Annotated in this window: 24 protein-coding genes, 1 tRNA gene and 2 rRNA genes (1 of these 27 running past the window's edge); 8 read left to right on the top strand and 19 right to left on the bottom strand. The window is 64.8% G+C overall.

The features are described from left to right. The 3 genes from CVN68_RS10610 to CVN68_RS10600 form a co-directional block, all read left to right on the top strand. A 23S ribosomal RNA gene (locus tag CVN68_RS10610) occupies positions 1-888 on the top strand; it begins 1,907 nt to the left of the window's first position. Positions 889-1,026: 138 nt separating this feature from the next. Beyond that, positions 1,027-1,141 (top strand): 5S ribosomal RNA (gene rrf / locus CVN68_RS10605). Positions 1,142-1,307: 166 nt separating this feature from the next. Beyond that, positions 1,308-1,384: transfer RNA gene (locus tag CVN68_RS10600), tRNA-Met, on the top strand. 853 nt (positions 1,385-2,237) lie between these two features. Here CVN68_RS10600 and CVN68_RS10595 read toward each other — a convergent pair. The 8 genes from CVN68_RS10595 to CVN68_RS10560 all read right to left on the bottom strand — a co-directional run bounded on the left by CVN68_RS10595 (position 2,238) and on the right by CVN68_RS10560 (position 9,380). Continuing rightward, complete coding sequence (locus tag CVN68_RS10595) at positions 2,238-2,435, bottom strand: helix-turn-helix transcriptional regulator (protein ID WP_100282182.1); 198 nt, start codon at positions 2,433-2,435, stop codon at positions 2,238-2,240. Next, entirely contained in the window at positions 2,432-2,851 is a 420-nt protein-coding gene (locus tag CVN68_RS10590; protein WP_158298829.1) for a hypothetical protein, read from the bottom strand. Before CVN68_RS10590 ends, CVN68_RS10595 begins: the two co-directional genes overlap by 4 nt. 639 nt (positions 2,852-3,490) lie before the next feature. Further along, the gene (locus tag CVN68_RS23665) at positions 3,491-3,625 is read right to left on the bottom strand and encodes a helix-turn-helix transcriptional regulator (RefSeq protein WP_199560263.1); all 135 of its coding nucleotides are present in this window, start codon (positions 3,623-3,625) and stop codon (positions 3,491-3,493) included. Positions 3,626-3,917: 292 nt separating this feature from the next. Next, positions 3,918-5,366: a hypothetical protein gene (locus tag CVN68_RS10580; RefSeq protein WP_233503676.1), complete on the bottom strand. Its 1,449-nt coding sequence runs from the start codon at positions 5,364-5,366 to the stop codon at positions 3,918-3,920. A 94-nt stretch (positions 5,367-5,460) separates the two neighbouring features. After that, a complete protein-coding gene (locus CVN68_RS10575) occupies positions 5,461-6,900 on the bottom strand; it encodes a glycosyltransferase (protein WP_100282178.1) in 1,440 nt (479 codons plus the stop codon). Next, complete coding sequence (locus tag CVN68_RS10570) at positions 6,897-7,871, bottom strand: HEAT repeat domain-containing protein (RefSeq protein ID WP_100282177.1); 975 nt, start codon at positions 7,869-7,871, stop codon at positions 6,897-6,899. The genes CVN68_RS10575 and CVN68_RS10570 overlap by 4 nt, the downstream gene beginning before the upstream one ends. Before the next feature lie 2 nt (positions 7,872-7,873). Next, a complete protein-coding gene (locus tag CVN68_RS10565; protein ID WP_100282176.1) occupies positions 7,874-9,013 on the bottom strand; it encodes a YaiO family outer membrane beta-barrel protein in 1,140 nt (379 codons plus the stop codon). After that, positions 8,994-9,380 carry a response regulator transcription factor gene (locus CVN68_RS10560; protein WP_100284340.1) on the bottom strand — a complete coding sequence of 129 codons (387 nt, stop codon included), beginning with the start codon at positions 9,378-9,380 and terminating at the stop codon, positions 8,994-8,996. The genes CVN68_RS10565 and CVN68_RS10560 overlap by 20 nt, the downstream gene beginning before the upstream one ends. A 355-nt stretch (positions 9,381-9,735) precedes the next feature. Between CVN68_RS10560 and CVN68_RS23660 the strand changes: the two genes are divergently transcribed. Together CVN68_RS23660 and CVN68_RS23655 are read left to right on the top strand one after the other, a co-directional pair. Further along, a complete protein-coding gene (locus CVN68_RS23660) occupies positions 9,736-9,978 on the top strand; it encodes a transposase (protein WP_199560262.1) in 243 nt (80 codons plus the stop codon). Positions 9,979-10,007: 29 nt separating this feature from the next. Continuing rightward, positions 10,008-10,634 carry a transposase gene (locus CVN68_RS23655; RefSeq protein WP_199560261.1) on the top strand — a complete coding sequence of 209 codons (627 nt, stop codon included), beginning with the start codon at positions 10,008-10,010 and terminating at the stop codon, positions 10,632-10,634. 81 nt (positions 10,635-10,715) lie between these two features. Here the strand turns inward: CVN68_RS23655 and CVN68_RS10550 are convergent, their stop codons facing one another. Genes CVN68_RS10550 through CVN68_RS10525 form a run of 6 tightly spaced genes read right to left on the bottom strand, consistent with a single transcriptional unit; the run spans position 10,716 to position 16,281 of the window. After that, complete coding sequence (locus tag CVN68_RS10550) at positions 10,716-11,531, bottom strand: oxidoreductase (protein WP_100282175.1); 816 nt, start codon at positions 11,529-11,531, stop codon at positions 10,716-10,718. Positions 11,532-11,571: 40 nt separating this feature from the next. Then, positions 11,572-12,363 (bottom strand): SDR family NAD(P)-dependent oxidoreductase, encoded by a 792-nt coding sequence (locus tag CVN68_RS10545; protein ID WP_100282174.1) that lies wholly within the window; start codon positions 12,361-12,363, stop codon positions 11,572-11,574. A gap of 48 nt (positions 12,364-12,411) precedes the next feature. Beyond that, positions 12,412-13,410 carry an NADP-dependent oxidoreductase gene (locus tag CVN68_RS10540; protein WP_100282173.1) on the bottom strand — a complete coding sequence of 333 codons (999 nt, stop codon included), beginning with the start codon at positions 13,408-13,410 and terminating at the stop codon, positions 12,412-12,414. 26 nt (positions 13,411-13,436) lie between these two features. Beyond that, positions 13,437-14,522, bottom strand: a complete 1,086-nt coding sequence (locus CVN68_RS10535) for an alkene reductase (RefSeq protein WP_100282172.1) — start codon at positions 14,520-14,522, stop codon at positions 13,437-13,439. 44 nt (positions 14,523-14,566) lie between these two features. Further along, positions 14,567-15,415, bottom strand: a complete 849-nt coding sequence (locus tag CVN68_RS10530; protein ID WP_100284339.1) for an alpha/beta fold hydrolase — start codon at positions 15,413-15,415, stop codon at positions 14,567-14,569. A 29-nt stretch (positions 15,416-15,444) separates the two neighbouring features. After that, positions 15,445-16,281 carry an alpha/beta fold hydrolase gene (locus CVN68_RS10525; RefSeq protein ID WP_100282171.1) on the bottom strand — a complete coding sequence of 279 codons (837 nt, stop codon included), beginning with the start codon at positions 16,279-16,281 and terminating at the stop codon, positions 15,445-15,447. Positions 16,282-16,419: 138 nt separating this feature from the next. Between CVN68_RS10525 and CVN68_RS10520 the strand changes: the two genes are divergently transcribed. After that, entirely contained in the window at positions 16,420-16,866 is a 447-nt protein-coding gene (locus CVN68_RS10520) for a winged helix-turn-helix transcriptional regulator (protein WP_199560260.1), read from the top strand. 238 nt (positions 16,867-17,104) lie between these two features. Here CVN68_RS10520 and CVN68_RS10515 read toward each other — a convergent pair whose 3' ends face one another. The 5 genes from CVN68_RS10515 to CVN68_RS10495 form a co-directional block, all read right to left on the bottom strand. Next, positions 17,105-17,806 (bottom strand): phosphocholine cytidylyltransferase family protein, encoded by a 702-nt coding sequence (locus CVN68_RS10515; RefSeq protein ID WP_100282169.1) that lies wholly within the window; start codon positions 17,804-17,806, stop codon positions 17,105-17,107. A 4-nt stretch (positions 17,807-17,810) separates the two neighbouring features. Further along, complete coding sequence (locus CVN68_RS10510; protein ID WP_100282168.1) at positions 17,811-18,902, bottom strand: inositol-3-phosphate synthase; 1,092 nt, start codon at positions 18,900-18,902, stop codon at positions 17,811-17,813. A 6-nt stretch (positions 18,903-18,908) separates the two neighbouring features. After that, the gene (locus CVN68_RS10505; protein ID WP_100282167.1) at positions 18,909-19,769 is read right to left on the bottom strand and encodes a CDP-alcohol phosphatidyltransferase family protein; all 861 of its coding nucleotides are present in this window, start codon (positions 19,767-19,769) and stop codon (positions 18,909-18,911) included. Between the two features lie 125 nt (positions 19,770-19,894). After that, on the bottom strand, positions 19,895-20,422 hold the full coding sequence (locus CVN68_RS10500) for a PH domain-containing protein (protein ID WP_100282166.1): 528 nt from the start codon (positions 20,420-20,422) through the stop codon (positions 19,895-19,897). A 116-nt stretch (positions 20,423-20,538) separates the two neighbouring features. Beyond that, a complete protein-coding gene (locus tag CVN68_RS10495) occupies positions 20,539-20,979 on the bottom strand; it encodes a copper chaperone PCu(A)C (protein WP_100282165.1) in 441 nt (146 codons plus the stop codon). 169 nt (positions 20,980-21,148) lie between these two features. On the opposite strand from CVN68_RS10495, the gene dnaK reads away from it, so the two are divergent. Together dnaK and dnaJ are read left to right on the top strand one after the other, a co-directional pair. Continuing rightward, positions 21,149-23,062: a molecular chaperone DnaK gene (gene dnaK, locus CVN68_RS10490; protein ID WP_100282164.1), complete on the top strand. Its 1,914-nt coding sequence runs from the start codon at positions 21,149-21,151 to the stop codon at positions 23,060-23,062. A 115-nt stretch (positions 23,063-23,177) separates the two neighbouring features. Beyond that, positions 23,178-24,299 (top strand): molecular chaperone DnaJ, encoded by a 1,122-nt coding sequence (gene dnaJ / locus CVN68_RS10485; RefSeq protein ID WP_100282163.1) that lies wholly within the window; start codon positions 23,178-23,180, stop codon positions 24,297-24,299. Positions 24,300-24,317: the final 18 nt, after the last annotated feature.

The raw sequence follows: 24,317 nt of genomic DNA, 5'->3' as shown, positions 1-24,317 counted from the left end.
CAGGACATGCTCAGCGAAATTGAATTCTCCGTGAAGATGCGGAGTACCCGCGGTTAGACGGAAAGACCCCGTGCACCTTTACTGCAGCTTCAGAGTGGCATTAGGAAGAAACTGTGTAGAATAGGTGGGAGGCTTTGAAGCATGGGCGCCAGCCCGTGTGGAGCCACAATGTGAAATACCACCCTGTTTGTTTCTGATGTCTAACCACGCACCGTCATCCGGTGCTGGGACCCTCTGTGGCGGGTAGTTTGACTGGGGCGGTCGCCTCCTAAAGAGTAACGGAGGCGCGCGAAGGTTGGCTCAGGACGGTTGGAAACCGTCTGTTAGAGTGCAATGGCATAAGCCAGCCTGACTGCGAGACTGACAAGTCGAGCAGAGACGAAAGTCGGTCATAGTGATCCGGTGGTCCCTCGTGGAAGGGCCATCGCTCAACGGATAAAAGGTACGCCGGGGATAACAGGCTGATAACCCCCAAGAGCTCATATCGACGGGGTTGTTTGGCACCTCGATGTCGGCTCATCACATCCTGGGGCTGGAGCAGGTCCCAAGGGTTTGGCTGTTCGCCAATTAAAGTGGTACGTGAGCTGGGTTCAGAACGTCGCGAGACAGTTTGGTCCCTATCTGCCGTGGGCGTCGAAATTTGAGAGGAGTTGACCCTAGTACGAGAGGACCGGGTTGAACATACCTCTGGTGTACCAGTCGTTCTGCCAAGAGCGCAGCTGGGTAGCTATGTATGGACGGGATAACCGCTGAAAGCATCTAAGCGGGAAGCCTCCCTCGAGATAAGATTTCATAGGACGGTCGGAGACCACGACCTTGATAGACTGGATGTGGAAGTACGGTAACGTATGGAGCTAACCAGTACTAATTGTCCTGTTCGCGCTTGAGAGTTCCACCATCAATGACAATTCTGGGTACAAACCCGGCGTTGCATATGGTCGGATGATCATCGCAGCTTGTATTCAACCGTGTGCACGGTATCGATTTGAACCCATGATTTTCAGCGCGTCTGCACGGGCTCCATTGCCTGGTGGCTATGGCGTCTGTGAACCACCCGATCCCATCCCGAACTCGGCCGTGAAACCAGACAGCGCCGATGGTACTATCGCTCAAGCGATGGAAGAGTAGGTCGCCGCCAGGCATTGCAGCTCGTGCAAATGCGCTGAAGATCAAAGGTTCTGCAAAGAAAAACCCATTCACAACGTCAGAAACGCCATCGGGGCGAAGCCCCGCAAGGCCGAACGGCCGCCGGGTTCCGGACCATGTCCGGGACGCGAAAGTCGCCGGCGCTTGAGGCAACAATGTGCCGCGGGATGGAGCAGCCCGGTAGCTCGTCAGGCTCATAACCTGAAGGTCGCAGGTTCAAATCCTGCTCCCGCAACCACACCACAACCAGACCGTCTCGGGACACCCCGGGGCGGTTTTTTTGTGCCTGTTCTCCAGCCCACGCCGGGTCGCACGGATCCAGAACCTCTCGCCGGATGCCGCTGGATGACACTACGTCGATTGGCATTTGGGGGTATTTTCTGGGGTAATCCCCGCAGACGCCTGCGGAGTACCCAAATGGCTCTAAAGGAACTCGAAGCCCGCTACGCCACGAAGCGCACAAGGGACTACGAACTCGCCGACGGCGGCGGCTGCGCCGCGCCGAGGCAAAGGTCGCGCTAGCAAAGGGGATAGATCCTGGCGCGAAGGAGGAAGTGACCTTGGTGATGACCTTTGAGGAGGCTGCTCGTGCGTGGCAAGAACAGGCTCGAAACTCTCGAGGTCGGTCACGCCACCCGGTTGCTGACTGGGCTCGAGCGCGATGCCTTCCCCGCGCTCGGCGCGCGAGATGTGCGCTCCATGAGAACATCGAACATCGCGCAGATCGGTCGTTGGCTTGCGTCCCCGCTTCGGTGCCGGCGGCAGAAACGGCTGGATGAACAGCCCTCCTCGTCGGTCAGATCGGTCGGGTAACGTTTCGACCGCTTTTCAAATCCAGCCATTCGGCCACGGCTCGCTCGGTCCATATCATGAGCTTGAGTCACGCCGCCGCCAAGCGTTCAACACATTCTCAAACGGTCTCTCAGGTCTGCTCCAATTCCTTTCGGACATCCGGGGATTGTACCAAACTGGAGGCTGGCGGCGCTGAACACGTCAACGGCAATTCTTGCCGGCGCAAATAATATACCTGCGGGCACTGGCGTCACAACGTCGCGCTGTTCCGACGTATAAGGTCTTCAACGTTCTGGCGCTTACTCGGTGCCGTCATTGAAGATTTCCTCGATCGGCATTCCGAACAGGCGCGCAATGCGGAAGGCCAGCGGCAGCAAGGGGTCGTGCTTGCCCGTCTCGATCGCGTTAATCGCCTGGCGCGAGACGTCGAGCCGCACGGCCAGTTCGGCCTGGCTCCAGTTCCGCTCCGCACGCAGGATCTTGAGACGGTTGTTCACGACCCGGTGCCCCGAACACGCGTGTAGAAGTAGGCGAGCGACCAGGATGCGACGAGCACGCCAATCGTCGCGTACGACGACACGCCCCCCAGTCTAGCGGCGAACAGCATCTGCCAGAGTGCGAGGGCGAAGAGCAGGGTGAACATGGCGATGAACGCTGACTTGGTGAGCGTATGAAATACGAAATCGTCGGCATGCTTCTGGTCGAACCGCGTAGTGACGATGGCCACCAGTCCCGCCGCTACGATGGCCCCGACAAGCGCGGCGCCCTTGGTTAGCGGTTGGGCAGCGGGCGCAATCGCGGGGTAAGCTCGACTCACGTCGAGCACGACTCCGACCACACCGAGAGCCCCCGAAAGGGCGAAGAGGCAATCGAACAGCAACGGCGAGTAGAGTCTTTTCACGAAGCCAGCCATCGGGACCTCCACAATCTGTAAGGTAAACATTACTATCAATGATTGCAGGTAGTGTCAAGATAACCTGACAAATAGTCGTGATTGTTTGTCATCTAGTTCGGACCACCTGGCTTCCTCTTTCCCTCATAATGCGCCATCGGTACGCCCCGCAGCCGGAGATGAACGATTGGCCGGAGACTGGTGGGATGGCAAAGTGGGAGCGCACAGCTGTCGTCCGTTTCTAGGACTTAAACCCGGCAATCCCTACTTCCCTGGCGTGATGGAGGGCGCGATCGGGCGAGAGTCGCTGGTCAGCTCGATGCGATTGCCCGACGCTTTCCATCTTCCCTGCGCACGCTCGTCGAGCGGGCCCATTTAGAGAAAGGTCCCGTCCGAATTGAGGCGGATGCCGGCGACGAGCTGCCTCTGCGAATGGACATACTGGCCAGCGAGCGGGGAGGCGCAGTAGCCCCGGTGGTACCCGGCGTCTCCTGCGCCTGGCTATGCTGGGCACGCAGAGCAGGACAGCACCCGCCACTAAGCGCACGACCAAGCTTGGCACCCTTCATTCCGGCCTCCCTTGCGTTTTTAGTCGAGTAGCGGCCTTTGCCGTCCGGCCGTCAAAAGGCGGACTGGCTTCGCAGACCATGGGATGGAGATCTAGGGGCCTTGCAGCGTCGCTCTCTTCCCAGCGATAGAAGCGTGGCTCGTCTGCCACTCGGCGAGGGCGGATCCACGCCAGCGGACACAGCGCGTGCTGATCTTGACGTTGGACGGGAAGGTCCCGTCCTGCATCTTTCGATACAGGGTCGAGCGGCTTAAGCGCAGTGCGCCCGATGCGCGTGCCTCATCACCGAGGACATCCCTCTTGCCGCGGTGCGCGATTGGCTGCGCAAGCTCGGCATGGCGAACTGAGCGACCTCGTTAGATGTCGCGACCTGAAGATCGACGGGGAAGGGGAGGGCAGCTATGCGCCCCATAGTCGTCGTAGTGCGCAGCTCGACGAAGCCAGAGCGGTCAGTCGTTCAGGTGCTCGTTAAAGGGTTGCCACGTTTGAGCATGACGCGTGCTGGAATTTGTCAGTCGCCTATTGCTGCTGCCGGGGGAACGCCCGCGAGCGATTTCGACCTGTGGCCGTGGTCCCCGAAAGACCGTGGATACGAAAACCCTGGAAGTTGGACCATGCCGTCAAAAACGGTAGGACCGTGCGCTCGGCTGCGCTCCGTTTGGCGTCGCGGCCATAGAAACTGACGCGGTCGGGTCGGGTACTGGCTTGGCTGGTAAGCGAAAAGGTCGCGGTGCCGTCCGTCGCCTCGATCGGGGCCGCGTGCAGCGCGGCGCGGTCGCCGCCGACGATGAGTTCGCCGGCACGTGCACGTCGATAGGTTCGCTGGGCCTCGGTCGCGACTTCTCCGGCTTCCACGGCGATCTTAACCGGCACCCCCATTGCGAGCCAAGGCTCCGCCGCCTCGAGGATGAGTTGCGGCTCCGTCCGGTATGCCATCACGACGATCGTACCGATCGAGGCGCGGGCAGCTGTCAGTGCCGCGGTGCCTCCTGGCGCTCCAAGCATCCACCACGGTACGTCGACGTCCACAGGTCCGCCCCAGGTGCGGGCGATCGCCTCGACCGCCAAGGCCCAGCTCCGCCATGCCATAGCGGGGTCGCGCGCATAGTGTGGATGGCCATAAGGTTCGATGTCGAGCTCGAGGCTCACTGGCGGATGGGCCGGCAGGCCCCGCACGGCGCGGCGGAGACGGCACACGCGTTCGAGCGCGCGCGCCAGTCCGTCGGGCTCGATCATGTCGGGGTCACCCTCGACGAGGTGCGTTGCGATTCCGGACGCCAGGAGCGCGCGCGCGACGGGAAGGATGTCACCTGGCTCGGCGGGCGGCTGGATGGCGATATCGCCCAAGCCAAGCGCAGCGATGGCCCTCCCAAAGGCGGCGGGGTTGCGGATCGCCTCTGCCGCATCCCACACCCAACTGCCGTAGCGTGCCTTGCCGCCACCGGCAGGCTCGATCCGCGCTTCCTGAAGGAGGATTTCGCCCGCCGAGGAAGGACAGCCGACCACCAGCGCCGATGCATCTGGCCGAAGCGGAAGGGCCGCCCGACCGCCGCTGAAGCTGGTCTGTGGAGGGGCAGGGGCGTCGCTGCCAGGCGCAACCAGCGACAGGCCGACTGACGCGCTTGCTTCACCGCTCAGAACCAGACGGGCCGGCATGTTCCGGGGGAAGCGGTAGCCGATGGGTTCGAGAACGATGCCCGCAGGCTGCGATCCTGTGCGGCAGCGGATACGCAACCCGCCAGCTTCGGTGGTAGACGTGACGCGCTCCTCGACACCGAAAATGCGCGGACGCAGCAGGGGCAAGAGGTTGCTGGTAAGCCGCAGCAGTCGGGGGCCTGCGGGCGCGTCCGACTCCCGCTCCGGAAGGCTCAGGCTCTTCGGCACGAAGCTTCCGTCGCGCAATGTCCCTTGCAGCACCAGCGTCTCTGCGCGCACCCATTGCGGCTCGGCTGGCCCGCTCCAGACCAAAGTGGGCGTCTGGGCAACAGCGGCGGGCACGATCGCACCTGTCGATGCGAGCGCGGCGGCGCGTAACCAGCCTGAACTTCGACCCGCCACTCCGTCACTCCTTCGCGAAGCCCGCGCGGGTCGCCGAGGCCCAGCTATTGTCCTTTCGGAAATAGCGCCACATGCCGCGCAGCCGGAACACCAGATTGGCCTGGCGGTATCCGAAATTCTCGATGAGCGCGGCTATTGCGATGAGGAACAGATCGCGCGCGCGCGGCGTGTGCCGGAGTTGCAGTTCCTCCAGGGCGAGCGTGCCGAGGCTGATCGCGGTGCCGAACAGCACCGTCAGCGAGAAGAAGGCGATCACCACAGTGCCACTGGTCAGTCCCAGCAGATAGAGGAGCGGGACGAGGAGATAACCGAAGATTTCGCAGGGCGGGCCGAGCACATCCTCGATCACCAATAGCGGCATCCCGATCATCCCGACCCGCCCGTAGCGTGGATTGAAGATCATACGGCGATGCCGGACGAGCGTCTCCAGCGCGCCTTGCTGCCAGCGTGAACGCTGGTTGCGCAGGCCTTCCCAATCGTACGGCGCCTCGGTCCAGCAGATCACTTCGGGGACGAAGGCGACGCGATAGGGGCGGCGTTGCTCGCGCATGTAGCGGTGGATCCGGGTCACGATCTCAAGATCCTCGCCGACCGTGTCGTGCCGATAGCCGCCGATCTCGACCAGCACCGAGCGGCGGAAGATGCCGAATGCACCCGAGATCAGCAGAAGCGTACCGAGTTGTGCATTGGCGATCCGCGCGGTCAGGAAGGCCCGGAGATATTCGAGGACCTGGTAGCGCGGCAGCCAGCCGGCGGGCAGCCGCACCTGCCGCACATGCCCGCCCTGCACCGCGGATCCATTGGCGATGCGGATCGTGCCACCGATCGCGACGAGGCTGCCATCGTCGGTCATGAACGGTTCGGTGCCGCGCAGCAGGCCGTCAGGCTCGATGATCGAATCGGCGTCGATTACGCACACCAGAGGCGCGGTGGCGAAGCCGATACCGGCGTTCACCGCATCCGCCTTGCGGCCGTTCTCCTTGTCGATCAGCAGCAGGTTCGGGTGTTTGGCGGAAGCGTAGACGCCGAGGATCCGGGTCTTCTGAAGCACGGCTAGTTGTTCGCGTTCGATCGGATGCATGTCGAACTCGCCGATCAGCCGCGCCAGCGTGGCGTCGCGTGAGCCGTCATTGACCACAACGACTTCGTGATCGGGATATTCAAGCGCGAGCAGCGCCCGCACGCTGTCAGCGATCGAGAGCTCCTCGTTATAGCAGGGTGCGATCACCGAGACCGGCGGCGCGAGATCGGCATAACGCGCCCAGAGCTCATAGGATCGCGCGGCGGGGCGAATGCGGACGTAGAATACGCGCGCGGCGAGAACGAGCTGGATGATAGACACGAGGTTGCGGATGCTCACCACGAGGAAGCAGAGTAAGCTCATGCTGATCAGCAGCCCGGTGCCGACACGTCCGGCCCATTCGGCGATGAGGGGCCAGCTCATGCTCCCCCGCCCAGCGTCGCCACCGCCTCCCCCGCGCGCAACCTGACCCAGCGCGAAGGATCTTGCCGCATCCGATCTAGCAATGGCAGCGCCGTGCGAAGCCCCATCGACGCGCAGGCGCGGGCTGCTTGTGCCCGAACGTCCTGGTCGGGGTCCTCGAGCAGCGGGAGTACCCATTTGCCCGCTGCGGGATGGTTGAGACGGACCGCCGCCGCGAGCGCCGCCAAACGAACCTCTGCGTCGGCGGCGCGGGCTGCCTCGCCGAGCATTTCGAGCGTGGAATAGTCCTCGGTCCAACCGAGCGCGTCGACGACGAGCGCGTGTAGCCCGGGAGGAAAGTTTCGCAATGACAGTGCCAACAATTCATCCGCCCGATGCGGAGCGAGCGCGCGGAACAGGGCATGATGGAGTGGCGTCACCGGAACCTCCTCGAGCGCCAGTGCCGTGATCAGGACGTTCGCGGAAGGCAGTGCCTCGAGCCGGGCCAGCATCGCCGCGGCCTCAAGTCGCACGGGCAAGGCCTTGTCATCCCGCAGCATCGCGTCGAGCGCCGCGACTGCCTGGCTTCCGCCCACGCCGCCCAGCGTGCGGACCGCATCGACCCGGCGGGAAGTGCGGCGGTGCCGCGCCTTGGCGAGCACGCGGTCGACGAGATGATGGCGCTCCACAAACGCAGTGAGCCGCAGCCGATCCTCGCCCCGCACCAGCCGGCTGAGATGCGACACTGCCGCGAGCCGCTGCTCGGGCGAGGCCTGCCGATAGGCCTCGCCGGGGCGCCCCGCGGCGGGCAGCGCCGCGAGTATCTCGCGGGTCAGCGAGCGATTGTTGGTTTCGGTCGCTGCGCGGCTACGCTCCTTGCGGTCACGCCGCATCACCAGCACGAGAAGCAGCGCCGCCATCGCCAATGTTCCCCAGAGCGAGGCCAGGATCGCCAGCCGGGCGATGTGGTCGGCGATCCCGGGGAGCGTCACGATCAGAGGCGGAGCTGCAGCCCGAGGGACAGCCCCTTGCGGGTATAGCTGTCGACGCGCCTTTCATATTCGCCGGTCACGCGGACCGTTACATCTGCGCTCACCGGAATCGCCGCGCCAACAAAAGCGGAGCGTGCGCGCCGGGTGATGCCCACTTCGGTATCCGGATAGCTTGCAACGCCGGCGAACAATCCCGCGCCACTCCTGGTCTCGGTATCGAGGCGTGCGGACCAGCCGCTGCGATGCTCTCCCTGCTCGTCCCACAGGTTGATCATCCGCAGCGTCGCACTGCTCCGCAATGCGGGCATGCCGAAGCGTATCCCGGGCTCGATCGCAGTGACCTGCGTCTGCCCATAAACGGCGTGCCGCACATCGGCGAGCAGCGACACGCGCCGACCCAAATCGGCCTCGATTCCACCGCGAATGCTCCATTGCTCGCGGAAATTGGCCTCTGGTGTAGCCGCTGCGGCGAGATAGCCGCGCCAGCCCGGCGAGAATTGATGGTCGACGCGCGCGAGCAAATGGGTGTCCACTGCGAGACGGCGATCTTCGCGCTCGGCTTCGACGGAGAATGCTGTGCCGCGGGCGATCGGCGCGAAGGCGCCGAGCGTCGTCGTCGACCACGTCCGGTGGGGACCATTGTCCAGTGAAACATCGGCGACACTCTGGCCGGCGAAGATTCCGCGCCGCGTTGTCACGCGCTCTCCTTTTGGCAGCGCGAGCTGGTTGCGGATGGCCGCGAGTTCGGCATTGCCGGGGTCACGCGTCTCCATTGCTGCGAGTTCGCGCCGCGCTGCATCGCGATCGCCCGACCAGAGATAGGCCCGGGCAAGCGCGGCGCCGATGTCCATATCCTCGGGCGCCATCGCCTGCGCCGCGCGCAACGTGGCGATCGCTTCGCGGTGTCGCTGCGCATAGGCATAAGCGCTGCCGAGCAGCCGCAGGATCTCCGGATCGTTCGGCCAAGCGATGCTCGCTGCTTCGAGCCGTGCGATTGCCGCGGCGTTGTCGCCGCGCGCCACGGCCGCGCGTGCCTCGGTGATCGTCGTGCCGCGATCTCCGGTACCGGCTTGCGCGAACGCGACAATCGGGGTGCCCAGCAGCGCGAGGAGGGCGGCTGCCTCAGCCGTCCGTCGCAGCACGCGCGCTCTCGGTCTTCAGGATGGCGTTGACCCGCGCGACAAGCTCATCGGGAATAAACGGCTTGGTGAGATAGTCGCGGGCGCCTGCGGAAAGTGCGTCGAGCACGTCGTCCTGCCCTTTGCGGGCAGTCAGCATCACTACGGGCAGGCGAGATTTCTGCTGAACCAGCGCGCGCAACACTTCGGGACCCGAGAGGACTGGCATCATCGTGTCGAGCACCATCAGGTCGTACCCGCCCGATAGCGCCGCATCGAGCGCGGAGCGGCCGTCGCCGATGATCGTGACCCGGTGTCCCGCGCCCTCAAGCTTGAAGCGAAGCAACTCGCCCAGAAGATCGTCGTCGTCCGCGACCAGAATATGCGCCACGCGATACGCCACCTTACGCTACAAACGTCCAATAATGAGACGTTTGTGCCGCGATGCCAAGGCAGAAGCTCCCGGTAAAGAGACTTGACGCGTGATTTATGACGAGCCGAGCGCGCGCGGGAACCGCTTGACGGGAGTATACCGGGAGAGGTGCACCAGCATGCTGGCCCCGTTGGCCCGCTTTATCCGTATTGCGCCTGAAAGCTGATGGGGTGGACGCCCCCCGACGGCACCGATGTGCCAAAGTGGAGGTGTTGAAACACCACTGAGTGAGGCGTCCGCGTCGGAGGTTACCATAATCGGTCTGGATATCGCCAAGAGTGTTTTCCACGCGCATGACGCCGACGGCCGCGATGTGACGGTTTTCAGCCGCAGGTTGACGCGTGGCAAGCTGCTCGAATTCTTCGCAGGACAGCGGCGTTGCGCGGTGGCGCTGGAGGCATGTGGCGGCGCGCATCACCGGGCACGCGGGCTGGACAAGGGGTCACCATGTGCGGCTGATCCCGTCAAGCCGTTCGTGAAGCGGCACAAGAACGATGCGATCGATGCGGAGGGGATCTGCGCAGCGCAGCGTCCCGACATGCGCTTTGTGCGGTAAAGAGCGAAGAGCAGCAGGCCGCTGGGCTGGTGTTCCCCACGCGCGACCTGGTGGTGCGCCAGCGGACCCAGCTCATCAACGCGATCCGGGGTCACCTGACGGAATATGGCTGGGTGGCACCGCGCGGCACGGCGCACATGACCCTGCCCGCCGATATGCTCGACGACGAGGAGATCGCGTCGACCTTGCCTGCGGCGGCGCTGCCGCTGTTCAGGCTCATGGTCGACCTGCTGGCTGAGCTCGACAAGCGCATTGCGACGCTCGATCGCGAGATCGCACGCCGTGCAAAGGAGGACGAGGCGGCGCGGCGGCTGATGACCATCCCCGGCATTGGCCCGATTGCCGCCACGGCAATGCTCGCGCGCAAACCTCGCATGCAGAGGCGTCGGGGACGTAGGCGGATCGAAGGAGGGTATGGCACAACAGTCGGCGAGACGGGGCCGGAAGAACCAGTGACTGGCAGAGCGCCATCCAGGCGCGCAAAGCTGATATGGATCCGGTCTGCGAACTCCCATACGGGCCCGCAGCTATGGCGCTGCTCATCGAGGCCGGAACAGATGACAGCAACCGACTACGGGCCAACGTGCCCCGATTTACCGCTTGCATCCGAAGGGGCGTTCACAGAGGTCAGGCAGCAATCGGTCGGAAGCGGCTGATCCGTTTTCGGCACAAGCTGCCCGACGGGAACGCGCGATTGTTGCCCTAGGGTGATGAATACCCAGTCGGTCGGGCTGCAGTCAGGCCGGCAGGCCGAACTGCTGGCGCAAGGCTTTGTCGAACATCCTGGCGGGCATAAGTCGACGTAACAGGCGGACCTGACCCGCCACTTTTCCGACGGGGTAGCGCAGCCGCTGACGCGGGGCCGTGGCAGCCAGAAGCGCCGCATCCGCCACGTTTTCGGGCATAACGGCCGTCAGCAACGCCTTTTTGTAAAAGCCATGCACCCAGGCGCGCGCTGCATCATACTCCACCATCCTGGTGTCGGGCTCCAACGCGCTCTGGTCGAAATTGCCTTTCACGGTGCCGGGCTCAATCAGCGAGACGCGGACGTTGAAGGCGCGGACTTCGTGATCGAGCGATTCGGAATAGCCTTCGAGGGCGAACTTGCTCGCGGCATAATGTGCCGAGTACGGGGCCGGCACGAAACCAACTGCGCTGCTCAGGTTGATGATGCGCCCTTCTCCACGCGCGCGCATCGACGGCAACACCGCGTTGATCATCCGGATGACACCGAACAGATTGACGTCGAACAGGCGTTGAACCTGCGCGGCCGAGGACTCCTCGGCGCCCCCGAACAGGCCCAGGCCGGCATTGTTGACGAGAACGTCGATACGCCCGGTGCGAGCCAGTACCTCCGAAACGAGGGAAGCCACAGAGGCTTCCTTCGTCACGTCACACGCCAGTATCGAAACCCCGCTCGGGTTGTCGCCGCTCGGGTTCCGGCTGGTGCCGAAGACGGTGAAGCCGGCCCGCGCCAAGGCCTCGGCACTTGCCCGACCGATGCCGGAAGAGGCGCCGGTCACGAGAGCGGTTTTTGTGGAGTTCGAGGACATTGCTATCTCCCAGGCGCCGGAGCTTCGATCAGCGCGTACGTTACGTCGGAAAGGCGGTACGGTACCGGTCTGCGGACTGAGACGCAGCGAACCCGGGCAACATCGCTTGCCGCGCGGTGTTGAACGCTTCCCACAGGCTGCCGTCCTGCAACGGCGGAATCGTCACGGTCTCGCGCCGGTCGAACCCGACGAGCGCCGCGTCGACCAGGTCTCCGACTTCCATCACGGCCGGCAGCGCCCCTTCGTTCAACCCGGCCCGCGACCAGATCTCGGTGCGCGTGGCGGAGGGGAGCACGGCTTGCACATAGACGCCTTTGGCACCCAGCTCGCCTGCCAAGCTTTGAGACAGGAACAGCACGAATGCCTTCGTCGCGCCATAGACCGCCATCGCAAACTCCGGTGCCAGCCCCACGACCGAGCTGACGTTCACGATCGCGCCTTCGCCCGCTGCCACGAAACGCGGTGCGACGGCGCTGGTCAGGCGCAGCAACGAGGTGGTGTTGAGCGCCACCAACTGCGCCACCGCATCGGTCGATTGCGTCTCGAAAGGCCCGCTGATCGCCGCGCCGGCATTGTTGACGAGCGTGCCGATCGTCGCGTCGTCACGCAGCCGGACTTCAACGGTCAGAAGGTCCTCGGGCCGGGTCAGGTCCGCGGCGATGATGTCGATCGAAGCGCCGGTTTCCTGACGCAGCGAGCTGGCGAGTGCCTCCATGCGTTGACGGTCGCGCGCGACCAGCACCAGGTTGTGGCCGCGACGCGCGAACCGGTCGGCATAAGTAGCGCCGATTCCGGTCGATGCGCCGGTGATGAGGACGGTATTCTTGGTCACTTCATGTTACTCCTGAGACTGGGACGCGGTGCTGCTCGCGCCACTGCGTCAGCGCGTGAGGATGACCTTGCCCTTCGCGCGGCCGGTCCCGAGATACTCCATCGCCTCGTCGAGCGCGTCGAAGGCAAAGGTGCGGTCGACAACCGGACGGATCGTGCCGGCATCAACCAGCGCGGCGATCTTCGCGAGCTGATCGCCAGAGGCGTGCATGAACAGGAACGAGTAGTCGACCTGTCGACGCGCTGCTTTGCGACGGATGCCGGAGCTCAACATCCGCATCAGCTGTTGCAGAACCCAGTTCATCCCCTGTTCGCGCGCGAAGGCGGGATCGGGCGGCCCGGAGATCGAGATTAGCTTGCCGCCGGGTTTCAGCACCTGCAACGAGCGTTGCAGCGTGTCCCCTTCGAGGCTGTTGATCGCGACATCATAGTCGGACAGCAGTGCCGCAAAATCCTGAGTCTTGTAGTCGATGACGACATCGGCGCCCAATGCGCGTACCAGATCGGCATTCCCCGCGCTGGTCGTGGTCGCGACTGTCGCGCCAAGATGTTTGGCGAGCTGGATCGCGATGGTGCCGACGCCGCCCGAGCCGGCATGGATCAGCACTTTCTGCCCCGGCTTGACCTGCGCACGATCGACCAGCATCTGCCACGCGGTGAGCGCGACCAGCGGCAGCGACGCCGCCTCTGCCATCGACAGGGTGGTCGGCTTTAGCGCAAGGTCCGCCTCTGCCACCGTGATCCGCTCGGCGAATGCGCCGATCCGCAAGTCGCGCGGACGTGCATAGACTTCGTCGCCGCTCTTGAAGCGGGTTACGCCCGCGCCGACGCCGACAACTACGCCAGCCAGATCGTGACCCAGCAAGAAGGGCGGCCGGTAGGGCAAGATCGGCTTGAACGCGCCGTCGCGGATCTTGAGGTCGAGGACGTTGAGCGCGGCGGCATGGATCTCCACCAGCACCTCGCCGGGGCCGGCGAACGGATCGGGCCAGTCGCCCGCTCGCAATGCCTGTCCTTTGCCATATCGATCGAGAATATAGGCTTTCATCGTTGAATCTCCGCGCCTGGGCGTCATCAGCCAGCCACTGCCGGAGCAGTCGCCACGGGATAATCGGTATAGCCCTTTGCCCCGCCGCCGTAGAGCGTCGACGGATCGACCTCGGCCAGCGGCACGCCGCGCTTCATCCGTTCGACCAGATCCGGGTTGGCGATGAAGGGCCGTCCGAACGCGACAAGATTGGCCCTGCCTTCAGCGATCGCCGCGATGGCACGTTCACGGTCATAGCCCTGGTTCGCGATGTAGCTGCCCGAAAAGCGCCGGCGCAGCCCCACATAATCGAACGGCGCAACCTGGGTCGGCACTTCGAATACATGGATATAGGCGATTTTCAGCGTGTCGAGCTGGTCGACGAGATAGTCGAACTGGGCCTGCGGATCGCTGGTGGCGATGTCATTGGCCATCGAGATCGGCGACAGGCGAATACCGGTGCGGGCTGCACCCACCTGCGCCGCCACCACCGCAGTCACTTCCACAACCAGGCGCGCGCGGTTCTCGATCGAGCCGCCATAGGCGTCGGTGCGGGTGTTGGCGCCATCCTTGGCGAACTGATCGAGCAGATAGCCGTTGCCCGCGTGCACCTCGACACCGTCAAAGCCGGCGGCGATCGCATTGGCGGCGGCCTGGCGGTACTCCTCGACGATGCCGGGGATTTCGTCCAGCTCCAGGGCGCGGGGGGGCGAGACGGGCGCGAAGCCGTTGTTGACGAAGGTCTGCGCATTTGGCTGAATCGCAGAGGGTGCCACCGGGGCCGCGCCGCCTTCCTGGAGGTCGACATGGCTGACGCGGCCGACATGCCACAGCTGCGCGATCATCCGTCCGCCCTTGGCATGGACGGCGTCGGTCACCTTGCGCCACCCGTCGATCTGTTCGGGCGTGTAGATCCCTGGCGTGTCCTGATAGCCTTGGCCCTGCCGCGAGATCTGCGTCGCTTCGGAAATGATCACGCCCGCATCGGCGCGCTGCGCATAATATTCCGCCATCATTTCGGTCGGGACGAGCCCGGCACCGGCGCGATTGCGGGTAAGCGGCGACATCACCACTCGGTTGGCGAGCTGCAGGTCGCCAAGGCTATAAGGCTGGAACAAGTTGTAATCGGTCATTGTGAGACTCGCATCAGATCGAAGGGGGAGCGTCGCGGGCGCTTTCACGCGCGATCGAGGAACTCGATGGCGTGGGCCAGGAAGCGCTCGGGATATTGGAAGTGCGCGCCATGGCCCGCGTCGGGGTACAGGATCAGTTGCGCATTCGGGATCGCCTGCGCCATCGCGTAGGAATTGATCGTCGGGATCATCACATCGTCATTGCCGTTCAGGATGAACGTCGGCTGCTTGATCGCCTTTAGATGCGCGAACGGCGCCACGGTATCGAGCGGGGAGAGCCAAGCGACATTGGACTCAATCTGCGCCTGCATCGCCTCGGGCGAACTCGGGGCATCCTGGTCTGCCCGCTGGTGTCGACGGGCCCAGAACGCACGGCCAGCCTCGATCGCCGCCTGGGAACGGCCGAAGAACAGGTACAGGAAGTTCTCGACCGTCGGCACCGCCTGAGTCGCATGCTGCAGCACGCCGGGATCGGAACTAATGGTGCCGCCACGCGGCCCGGTGCCGAGCAGCATCAGCTTGCGGACGAGATCGGGGTGACGCAGCGTCAGGTCCTGCGCCTGCATCCCGCCGAGCGAAAAGCCGACCACATCGACCGTCGCCAGGCCCAGCGCGCGCAGAAAGGCGGCGGCATCGTCGGCCATGTCCTCGATCCGGTTGCGCGGGTTGCCGGTCGACGAGGCGACGCCCCGGCCATTGTACAGGATCACTTCGCGGCCGGCAGCGAGGCCATCAGTCATTGCCGGATCCCAATTGTCCATGCCGCCGCGGAAATGCTGGAGGAAGAACAAGGGCGGCTGCCCGCTCGCGACATTGCCCCAGCGGCGATAGGCGAAGCGATCGCCATCAAGCTCGACGAAGCGGGTGGGTGCAGTCAGGTGCGTGTCGGTCATGGTGGCGACTCCGAAGGGAAAGGGCACGTTCAGCGCAGGAAATCGAGCGCGGCGGGAACGAAGGCTTTGTGATGCTGGAAGATGCCGCCGTGTCCGGCATCGTCGTAGATGACGAGCCTGGCGCCGGGGATACGGCGGGCCAGGTCGCGCGAATTCTCGGTCGGCACCATAAGATCGTCGTCGCCATTTGCGACGAACGTCGGATGCGTGATGACGGACAGGTCTTGCGGTGCTTGCCGCGCCCAGCGCTTGATCGCGGTCAACTGGCGGCCGAACGAGGGGAGTGCGAGGGGCTTGTCGCGATCGGCCTTGCGCTCCTTGAGCCGGGCGATGAAGTCGCGCGCGGCGCGGCGACCGTTGGGGGTGCGCGTGAAAAACAGATAGACCTTGGGGTCCTGGAGGGTCAGCGCGCCCTTCAGCATCGCGCGCAGCGTGATGCCCGTAACCTTGTCCATCCCCACACCGCCCGCAGGGCCGGTGCCGGTCAGGATCATCCGGCGGACCAGCGCCGGCGCGTCCAGTGCCACCTGCTGGGCGACGAAGCCGCCGAGCGAGAAGCCGAACAGGTCAACCTGCGGGAGGCCAAGGGCGTGGATGAAGGCGACCACGTCGCGCGCCATTGCGGCCACATCCCGCGAAGTCGACCCGCCGGATGCACCAATCCCGCGATTGTCGAACGCAACGACGCGATGATGCTGCGCCAACCCGTCGACAATGCGCGGATCGAAATTGTCCAGCGTGGCGCCCAGATGGTTGAGGAGGAGGATCGGAATACCAGTGCGGGGCCCCATGTCGCGATACGCGAACGACGTACCGTCCACTGTGATGGTGCGGTTGGGCGTGACGCTGAACGATTCGGCGGCCATGTGCTTTCCTCTTGTTCGCAACGGCTCGCACCCGGTGGGGCCTCTTGCGTTCGGTGTCGCATAGCTATACTTCAATAACTGAAGTGACAAGGGTCAAGCATGGTTAAGGTCAAATCTTTTTCTGGAATGCGCTGCTCGATGGCCGGCGCGCTGGAGGTGATCGGGGACCGCTGGGCGTTGTTGCTGATCCGCGATCTGTCATTCGGGATGGGCCGCTATGACGAGCTGCGCGCCAGCACGAACATCCCGCCAGCCACGCTCGCGGCGCGGTTGAAGCATCTCGTCGAGACAGGGATCGTCGAACGCACCCGCTATCAGGAACGGCCCCCGCGCGACGAATATCGGCTGACCGACAAGGGGCGCGACCTGTGGAAGGTTACCCTGTCGCTACGCGAATGGGGCGACCGATGGGATGCGAGCGGTTTTGGCGTACCGATGGAAACGGTGGACCTTAAAACCGGGCATTCGCTGCACCTCGCGCTTGTGGACGACGAAACCGGCGAGGTGGTGCCATTCGAGCGGGCGACACTACGCCCAGGGCCCGGTGCCGACGATACTGTACGGCGCCTGCTCGGATCGGGATAGGCCACGCTCCATCCGATCAGGTCGTCGGCAGCTACCGCCGCTATCGACGCATCCATTTGACCCACTCGCGATCGAAGCGTTCGTGATAGCTGGTGGGCAGCGTTTCGGCCGTTTCTACCCCTAGATTGCCGGACGGCACGGCTAGCAAACGCCAGCTGAAGGGGGGCGTTCGGCGGGCGTGGAACCTACGTCAGAAATCTGCGATCGGGTCGGGAGTGGACATAGCGATCGTGCGGGTTCAGGCGGCGCGCAACCAATGCTCCGCCTTGTCTAGAGCAGCAGGATCGTCGACGTCGATCCAGTCGAGGTCGCTGCAGTCGATGGTGAGCGCCGCGCCGTGCTCCGCCAGCACCCGCATGCCTTCGGTGAGCGAGGGCGATTCGAGGCTGCTCAGCGCGGCGAACAGGCCGGGGCCGATCGCGAAGACGCCGGTGTCGAAGCAGTCATAGCCCTCGAGATGCTTGCCGATCGCGACGATGGCTTCGCCTTCGGTGCGCACGCAAGTGACGTCGTCGAGGTCGACGAGGTCGCTGGTGATGCGACGGTCGATCGCGAGGCGCGCGCCGCAGCCCGCGCCGGACTGAGCGACGCGCGCATAGAGCGCGGGATCGACAAGATGGTCGCACATCGCCAGCACGGCTTCCTCGCCTGCCAAAGCGTGTTCGGCCGCGAGCACCGAGACGCCGTTGGGCTGGCGATAGTCGGCGGTGCGAACCGTCTCGACGGCGACCGGCCAGCGGCCCGCGGCAAGATGCGCCTCGATCCGCTCTGCCTCGTAGCCGAGCACCACCACCACCCGCGCCAGCCCCGCTGCGGCGAAACCGGTGATCGCATGATCGATCAGCGCGCGCCCGCCGACATGGCACAGCGGCTTGGACGCCGCCGCGGAACGAAGGCGGCTGCCTTCGCCCGCGGCGAGCAGGACGGCGGTGGTGATCACCGGATCAGGCGGCGGCGATGAAGGACTCGACCGCGGTCTGTGCGAGGTCGTCGGTCATCTGGGTGCGCGGATGCTTGCAGAAATAGGCCGAGGCGGCGTCGATCGGGCCGCCGAGGCCGCGATCCTTGGCGAGCTTGGCGCAGCGGATCATGTCGATCGCGACGCCGGCGCTGTTGGGCGAATCCTCGACCGAAAGGCGCAGCTCGAGGTTCATCGGCACGTTGCCGAACATCGAGCCTTCCATGCGCAGGAAGCAGACCTTGTTGTCGTTCTGCCACGGCACGTAATCCGACGGGCCGATATGGACGTTCTCGTCCTCGAGACGTTCGGCCGCGACCGACTGGACCGCCTCGGTCTTCGAGATTTTCTTCGAGGCGAGGCGGCGGTGGTTCGACATGTTGAGGAAGTCGGTGTTGCCGCCGGTGTTGAGCTGGTAGGTCCGCTCGAGCTTGACGCCGCGCTTGGCGAACAGGTCGGTCAGCACGCGGTGGACGATCGTCGCGCCGAGCTGCGCCTTGATGTCGTCGCCGATGATCGGCACGCCGGCGGCAGTGAAGCGATCGGCCCATTCGGGGTTGCTGGCGATGAACACGGGAATGTTGTTGACGAAGGCGACGCCGGCTTCGAGCGCGCACTCGGCGTAAAATTCGCTGGCTTCCTGCGACCCGACGGGGAGGTAGTTCATCAGCACGTCGGTCTTGGTGGCGCGGAGCACCGCGATGACTTCTTCCTTGGTGGCCTCGCGATCCTTGGCGACGATGAAGGTACGATCGTCGTTATAGTCGGCCATGTGCTCGGCGACGCCGTCGAGGATGCGGCCCATCTGGACCGTGGCGCCGGTGGATTCGATGCTCTCGCAGAACACCGCGGTACAATTGGGCTTGGCGAAGATCGCCTCGGCCACGTCCTTGCCGACCTTGCGCGCGTCGACGTCCCAGGCAGCGACGACATGGATGTCGCTGGGGCGGTAGCCGCCGAGGTCCCAATGCATCAGGCCGACCGTGTCGTTGGCGCCGTCGCGATAATGCGAAAGACCCTGGACGAGGGAACTGGCGCAGTTGCCGACGCCTACGATCGCGATGTTGATGCTCTTCATTGGAATTCACGTCCTCTGGATGGGTGATTGCGACGATGGTTGGGATGCCGCTCCTGCGCTGCGCAGGAGACGGATTTCGATGGTGCGGTGCCACGCCAGGCCGGCGATGAGCACTGCGGTGAGCGGGACGATCTCGAACCACCAGAACAGCCGCGGATCGGCGGCGAGGCAGGCGAGGAAGATCGCGACGACCCGGGCATTGGCAGTGAGCAGCCGCATCAGCCCCAGCGGCGCGGCGGCGCGCGCGCCATAGGACTGGCCGAACGTCGCGGGATCGGGGGTGCGACGCAGCATTTCGTCGAAGCGGAAGGCGATGCGATCGACGCTGCCGGCGACGGAATCGTAAAGTTGGACCAGCGGATTGCGGTTCGGCGCCGGCGGCGCCGCGGCGATCCCCCTGCAGCGGCGATGGAAGCGGGCGCGCTCGCCTTCGTAGAGGCTGGACTGGATGGCGTGGAGCACGCCGGCGGCAATGGCGAGGATCCAGCCCTCGCGCGTGCCGACCGAGAAAGCGAGGACCAGATAGAGAAGGGCAAACACACCGTGATCGCAGATGCCGTCGAGCGTACGGCCGAGCGCGCTGGCGGTGCCGGTCGCGCGCGCGATCATCCCGTCGAGTCCGTCGGCGACCAGCCAGCCGATCGAGAACAGCAAGCCGAGAAAGGCGAAGGGCCAGGACGACCAATTGGAGTAAGCGGCGGCGGCGAGCGCGCCGAGAATCAGGCCGAGCACCGAGACCGCATTGGCCGAGATGCCACGCGCTATGAACCAGGGAAGCAGGCGCCGGCCTGCCGGGTGAATGATCCAGAGGTTGGTCGGATCCTCGATCCGGCGATCCCGCGACCCGTCCGGCGGAGGAATTGTCATCGGCTGGTCACATACAGCGCGGGCCGTGCTATCATCAAGTCATTTGCGATAATTTCGCGTGGGTTGCGGAACGCAGCGCGCTAATCGACGTTTTTGCGGCCCCGGCGCGATTGTCACAATGACTGTCACAATTCGCCGATATCCTCGTGGACCATGTCGATCTCGCGCACGCCGCGGTTGCGGCGGGCGGCGTCGACCAGTTCGCGCAGCTTCTCGCGGCGGGCACGGGCGTGATCGACATCGCGAATCACCAGCGGCGCCTCACGCGTGGTCTCGTCGGACGAGGTGATGCTGATCGTGCCGAGATCGGCCATCTGGTTGATGATGGTGAAATCGATCCGGACGTCCTTGATCCGGTAGAGCTCGATCTCGTCGATCGATTTGCGCACGATGCCGTTGTGCAGGATCAGCCGGTCGTCGGTGACTTCATAGATGGTGGCGAGATTGGCGAACCATTTGGCGAGCAGCAGCCCCAGCCCCGCGACCAACGCGACCGGGAACAGCCATGCCCAGCCCTCGACCGGCCGCTGCGCGAGCGCCCAGATTGAGCCGATCAGCCCGGCGAGCAGCAGCAGGATCGTCCCCCAGCCGGCGAGCGTGCCGCGCAGCCACCCCAGAGTCGACGAACGAAAACGGTCTACGGCTTGCGGCATGATGGCCCTCCCTTGGCGGAGAGGATAGCCATCTCGTCATCCCGGCGAAAGCCGGGATCGCAGGCCGCGCGCGAATGGCCTGTGGCACGAGATCCCGGCTTTCGCCGGGATGACGCCTAGTTCTTCGGCGGCGGATCGCCGGCGCCGACCACCCGCGCCTGCACTTCCAGCTTCTTGCCGCTGGCGAAGGCGAGCGCGAGGGGCAGGCGGGTACCGGGTTTCACGTTCGGGCCGAGATCGAACAGCATGACGTGGCGGCCGCCGGGGGCGAATTCGATTTTGCCCTTGGCGGGAACCGGGACGTCGCGGGTGGGCTGCATCGATTTGACGCCGGCGTGATCCATCGTCTCGTGGAGTTCGGAGCGCAGGGCCGCGGGCGTGGAGACCGCAAGCAGCGTGTCCGCCTGCGCGCCGCCGCGGACCGTGAAATAGGCCGCGCCGGGGCGCCCGGCCACCGCCGGGAGCCGCACCCAGGCCTGGCTCGCGCCCAGCTCGGCGGGCTGGCCGCAGCCTGTCAGCAGCAGCGCCGCCGCGACCATCCCCGGAAATCCACGCATCGACCCGTCTCCCAATTCGGGAAGGTTCCTAGAATTCCGTGCTTCTTGCGGCAAGCGGAAGCGCACCTATATCGCTCTCGCAACTGCTTCTCCGGCGTCGCCAGATTGGGGCGCGGGGCGGGCAAGTTTTTGACTTTGAACAACGAACATCTGGGGGCCACGAGGGACCATGGCTAAAGTTATCGGGATCGATCTGGGCACGACCAACAGCTGCGTTGCCGTGATGGAAGGCGGCAAGCCCAAGGTCATCGAGAATGCGGAGGGCGCACGCACGACGCCTTCGATCGTCGCCTTCGCCAAGGATGGCGAGCGGCTGGTCGGCCAGCCGGCCAAGCGCCAGGCCGTCACCAACGGCGACAACACCATCTTCGCAGTCAAGCGCCTCATCGGCCGCCGCTTCGACGATCCGGTGACCAAGAAGGACACCGAGCTGGTGCCGTATTCGATCGTGCGCGGGCCGAACGGCGACGCGTGGGTCAAGGCGGGCGGCGAGGATTATTCGCCGTCGCAGATCTCGGCGTTCACGCTGCAGAAGATGAAGGAAACCGCCGAATCGTATCTCGGCGAGACCGTCACCCAGGCAGTGATCACGGTTCCGGCATATTTCAACGACGCCCAGCGCCAGGCGACCAAGGACGCCGGCAAGATCGCCGGCCTCGAAGTGCTGCGCATCATCAACGAGCCGACCGCGGCGGCGCTGGCTTACGGCCTCGAGAAGAACGACGGCAAGACGATCGCGGTCTATGACCTTGGCGGCGGCACGTTCGACATCTCGGTGCTCGAGATCGGCGACGGCGTGTTCGAAGTGAAGGCGACCAACGGCGACACCTTCCTTGGCGGCGAGGACTTCGATTCGAAGATCGTCCAGTTCCTCGCGGACGAGTTCCGCAAGGCCGAGGGCATCGACCTCACCAAGGACAAGTTGGCGCTGCAGCGGCTCAAGGAAGCCGCCGAGAAGGCCAAGATCGAGCTTTCCTCCGCGCAGACCACCGAAGTCAATCTGCCCTTCATCACTGCCGACGCCAACGGGCCGAAGCATCTGGTCAAGGCGATCAGCCGCTCGGATCTCGAGCGTCTGGTCGACGAACTGATCCAGCGCACGCTCGAGCCGTGCCGGAAAGCGCTTGCAGATGCCGGGCTCAAGGCCAGCCAGATCGACGAAGTCGTGATGGTCGGCGGCATGACTCGCATGCCCAAGGTGCGCGACATCGTGAAGCAGTTCTTCGGCAAGGAGCCGCATACCGGCGTGAACCCCGACGAAGTCGTGGCGATCGGCGCGGCGATCCAGGCCGGCGTGCTGCAGGGCGACGTCAAGGACGTGCTTCTGCTCGACGTGACTCCGCTCAGCCTCGGCATCGAGACTCTGGGTGGCGTGTTCACCCGGATGATCGACCGCAACACGACGATCCCGACCAAGAAGAGCCAGGTCTACTCCACTGCCGATGACAATCAGCAGGCAGTGACGATCCGCGTCTTCCAGGGCGAGCGCGAAATGGCGGCGGACAACAAGATGCTGGGCCAGTTCGACCTGATCGGCATTCCGCCGGCGCCGCGCGGCGTGCCGCAGATCGAAGTCACCTTCGACATCGACGCCAACGGCCTCGTCAACGTGTCGGCCAAGGACAAGGGCACCGGCAAGGAGCAGCAGATCCGCATCCAGGCCTCGGGGGGCTTGAGCGACGCCGACATCGACCAGATGGTCCGCGACGCCGAGCAGTTCGCCGAAGAGGACAAGAAGCGGCGTGCGGGCGCCGAGGCCAAGAACAACGCCGAGAGCCTGATCCACACTACCGAGCGTCAACTCGTGGAGAATGGCGACAAGATCGACGAGAGCCTCAAGGCCGAGATCCAGGCGGCGGTCGACGCGGCCAAGGCGGCGGTGGAGAGCAACGATGCCGACGCGATGCAGGCGAAGAGCCAGGAACTCGCGCAGGTCGCGATGAAGCTGGGCCAGGCGATCTACGAGAAGCAGTCGGCCGAGAATGCGTCGCCGAATGCGGACGGAGCAGCTGCGGCGGGCGAGGCAGGCGGCGAGGAAGTCGTCGATGCCGAGTTCTCCGAGGTGGACGACAACAAGGCGTAATACAATGAGCCCACTCCGTCATGCCGGCGCAGGCCGGCATCTCAGGCTGCAGCACATGCGGCCCGAGGCCCCGGCCTTCGCCGGGGTGACGGGAGAGGGGCGGGGGCCTGAGTAGATGACCACCGAAGTCGATTATTACGAATTGCTCGAATGCGAGCGCACCGCGGACGAGGCCACGCTGAAATCGGCGTATCGCAAGCTCGCGATGAAATATCACCCCGACAAGAATGGCGGGTGCAAAGATCACGAGGCCAGGTTCAAGGCGGTCAGTGAAGCCTATGAGTGCCTGAAGGATCCGCAGAAGCGCGCGGCTTATGATCGCTTCGGCCACGCCGCGTTCAAGAACGGCATGGGCGGCGGCGGTGCCGGCCACGGCGCACAGGATTTCGGCGCGTTCAGCGACATCTTCGAAAGCGTGTTCGGCGAGTTCATGGGCGGGCGCGGCGGCGGCCGGCCGAACCTGCGCGGCGCCGATCTGCGCTACGACATGGAAATCAGCCTCGAGGACGCCTGGCACGGCAAGGCGAGCGAGATCACCGTCGACGTCTCGGGGATCTGCGACAGCTGCTCGGGGACTGGCGCCAAGCCGGGCACCCAGGCGCATCAGTGCAAGCAGTGCAACGGCCACGGCAAGGTGCGCGCGCAGCAGGGCTTCTTCATGGTCGAGCGGACGTGTCCCGTCTGCCACGGCGCGGGACAGGTGATCGCCGATCCCTGCCGCGACTGCCGCGGCGAGGGCCGCACCGACAAGACCAAGACGCTCAAGATCAACGTGCCGCCGGGCGTCGACGAAGGCACGCGGATCCGGCTGAGCGGCGAAGGCGAGGCGGGTGCGCGCGGTGCGCCTTCGGGCGACCTCTACATCTTCCTCCATGTCGCCAAGCATTCGCTCTTCGAGCGGCAAGGCACGACCTTGTTCGCCAATGCGCCGATCAGCTTTACCACGGCGGCGCTGGGCGGCGAGATCGAATTACCGGGCCTCGACGGCGAGATGATCAACGTCAAGATTGCGCCGGGCACCCAGCCGGGCCGCGAAGTGCGGCACCGCGGCGCGGGCATGCCGGTGCTTCAGGGGCGCGGGCGCGGCGATCTGGTCATCCGGCTCGACGTCGAGATGCCGAGCAAGCTGACCGCGAAGCAGCGCGAATTGCTCGAGGCATTCCGCGCGACCGAAACCGGCGACGAATGCCCGCAATCGAGCGGGTTCTTCGCCAAGATCAAATCGGCTTTGGGGTAAGCCTTTAGGTCATCACCC

Source organism: Sphingomonas psychrotolerans, assembly GCF_002796605.1.
GTDB classification, from domain to species: Bacteria; Pseudomonadota; Alphaproteobacteria; order Sphingomonadales; family Sphingomonadaceae; genus Sphingomonas; species Sphingomonas psychrotolerans.
Note: the sequence above shows the minus strand (reverse complement) of the source record. Positions and strands in the feature narration are given on the sequence as shown.

Excerpts from the sequence above, each read along its gene's own strand:
- CVN68_RS10550 (WP_100282175.1), bottom strand. The coding sequence starts at position 11,531 with ATGTCCTCGAACTCCACAAAAACCGCTCTCGTGACCGGCGCCTCTTCC.
- dnaK (WP_100282164.1), top strand. The coding sequence starts at position 21,149 with ATGGCTAAAGTTATCGGGATCGATCTGGGCACGACCAACAGCTGCGTT.
- CVN68_RS10520 (WP_199560260.1), top strand. The coding sequence starts at position 16,420 with ATGGCCGGCGCGCTGGAGGTGATCGGGGACCGCTGGGCGTTGTTGCTG.
- CVN68_RS10535 (WP_100282172.1), bottom strand. The coding sequence starts at position 14,522 with ATGACCGATTACAACTTGTTCCAGCCTTATAGCCTTGGCGACCTGCAG.
- CVN68_RS10590 (WP_158298829.1), bottom strand. The coding sequence starts at position 2,851 with ATGGCTGGCTTCGTGAAAAGACTCTACTCGCCGTTGCTGTTCGATTGC.
- CVN68_RS10525 (WP_100282171.1), bottom strand. The coding sequence starts at position 16,281 with ATGGCCGCCGAATCGTTCAGCGTCACGCCCAACCGCACCATCACAGTG.
- CVN68_RS10530 (WP_100284339.1), bottom strand. The coding sequence starts at position 15,415 with ATGACCGACACGCACCTGACTGCACCCACCCGCTTCGTCGAGCTTGAT.
- CVN68_RS10510 (WP_100282168.1), bottom strand. The coding sequence starts at position 18,902 with ATGAAGAGCATCAACATCGCGATCGTAGGCGTCGGCAACTGCGCCAGT.
- dnaJ (WP_100282163.1), top strand. The coding sequence starts at position 23,178 with ATGACCACCGAAGTCGATTATTACGAATTGCTCGAATGCGAGCGCACC.
- CVN68_RS10500 (WP_100282166.1), bottom strand. The coding sequence starts at position 20,422 with ATGCCGCAAGCCGTAGACCGTTTTCGTTCGTCGACTCTGGGGTGGCTG.
- CVN68_RS10505 (WP_100282167.1), bottom strand. The coding sequence starts at position 19,769 with ATGACAATTCCTCCGCCGGACGGGTCGCGGGATCGCCGGATCGAGGAT.
- CVN68_RS23665 (WP_199560263.1), bottom strand. The coding sequence starts at position 3,625 with ATGCAGGACGGGACCTTCCCGTCCAACGTCAAGATCAGCACGCGCTGT.
- CVN68_RS10540 (WP_100282173.1), bottom strand. The coding sequence starts at position 13,410 with ATGAAAGCCTATATTCTCGATCGATATGGCAAAGGACAGGCATTGCGA.
- CVN68_RS10575 (WP_100282178.1), bottom strand. The coding sequence starts at position 6,900 with ATGAGCTGGCCCCTCATCGCCGAATGGGCCGGACGTGTCGGCACCGGG.
- CVN68_RS10495 (WP_100282165.1), bottom strand. The coding sequence starts at position 20,979 with ATGCGTGGATTTCCGGGGATGGTCGCGGCGGCGCTGCTGCTGACAGGC.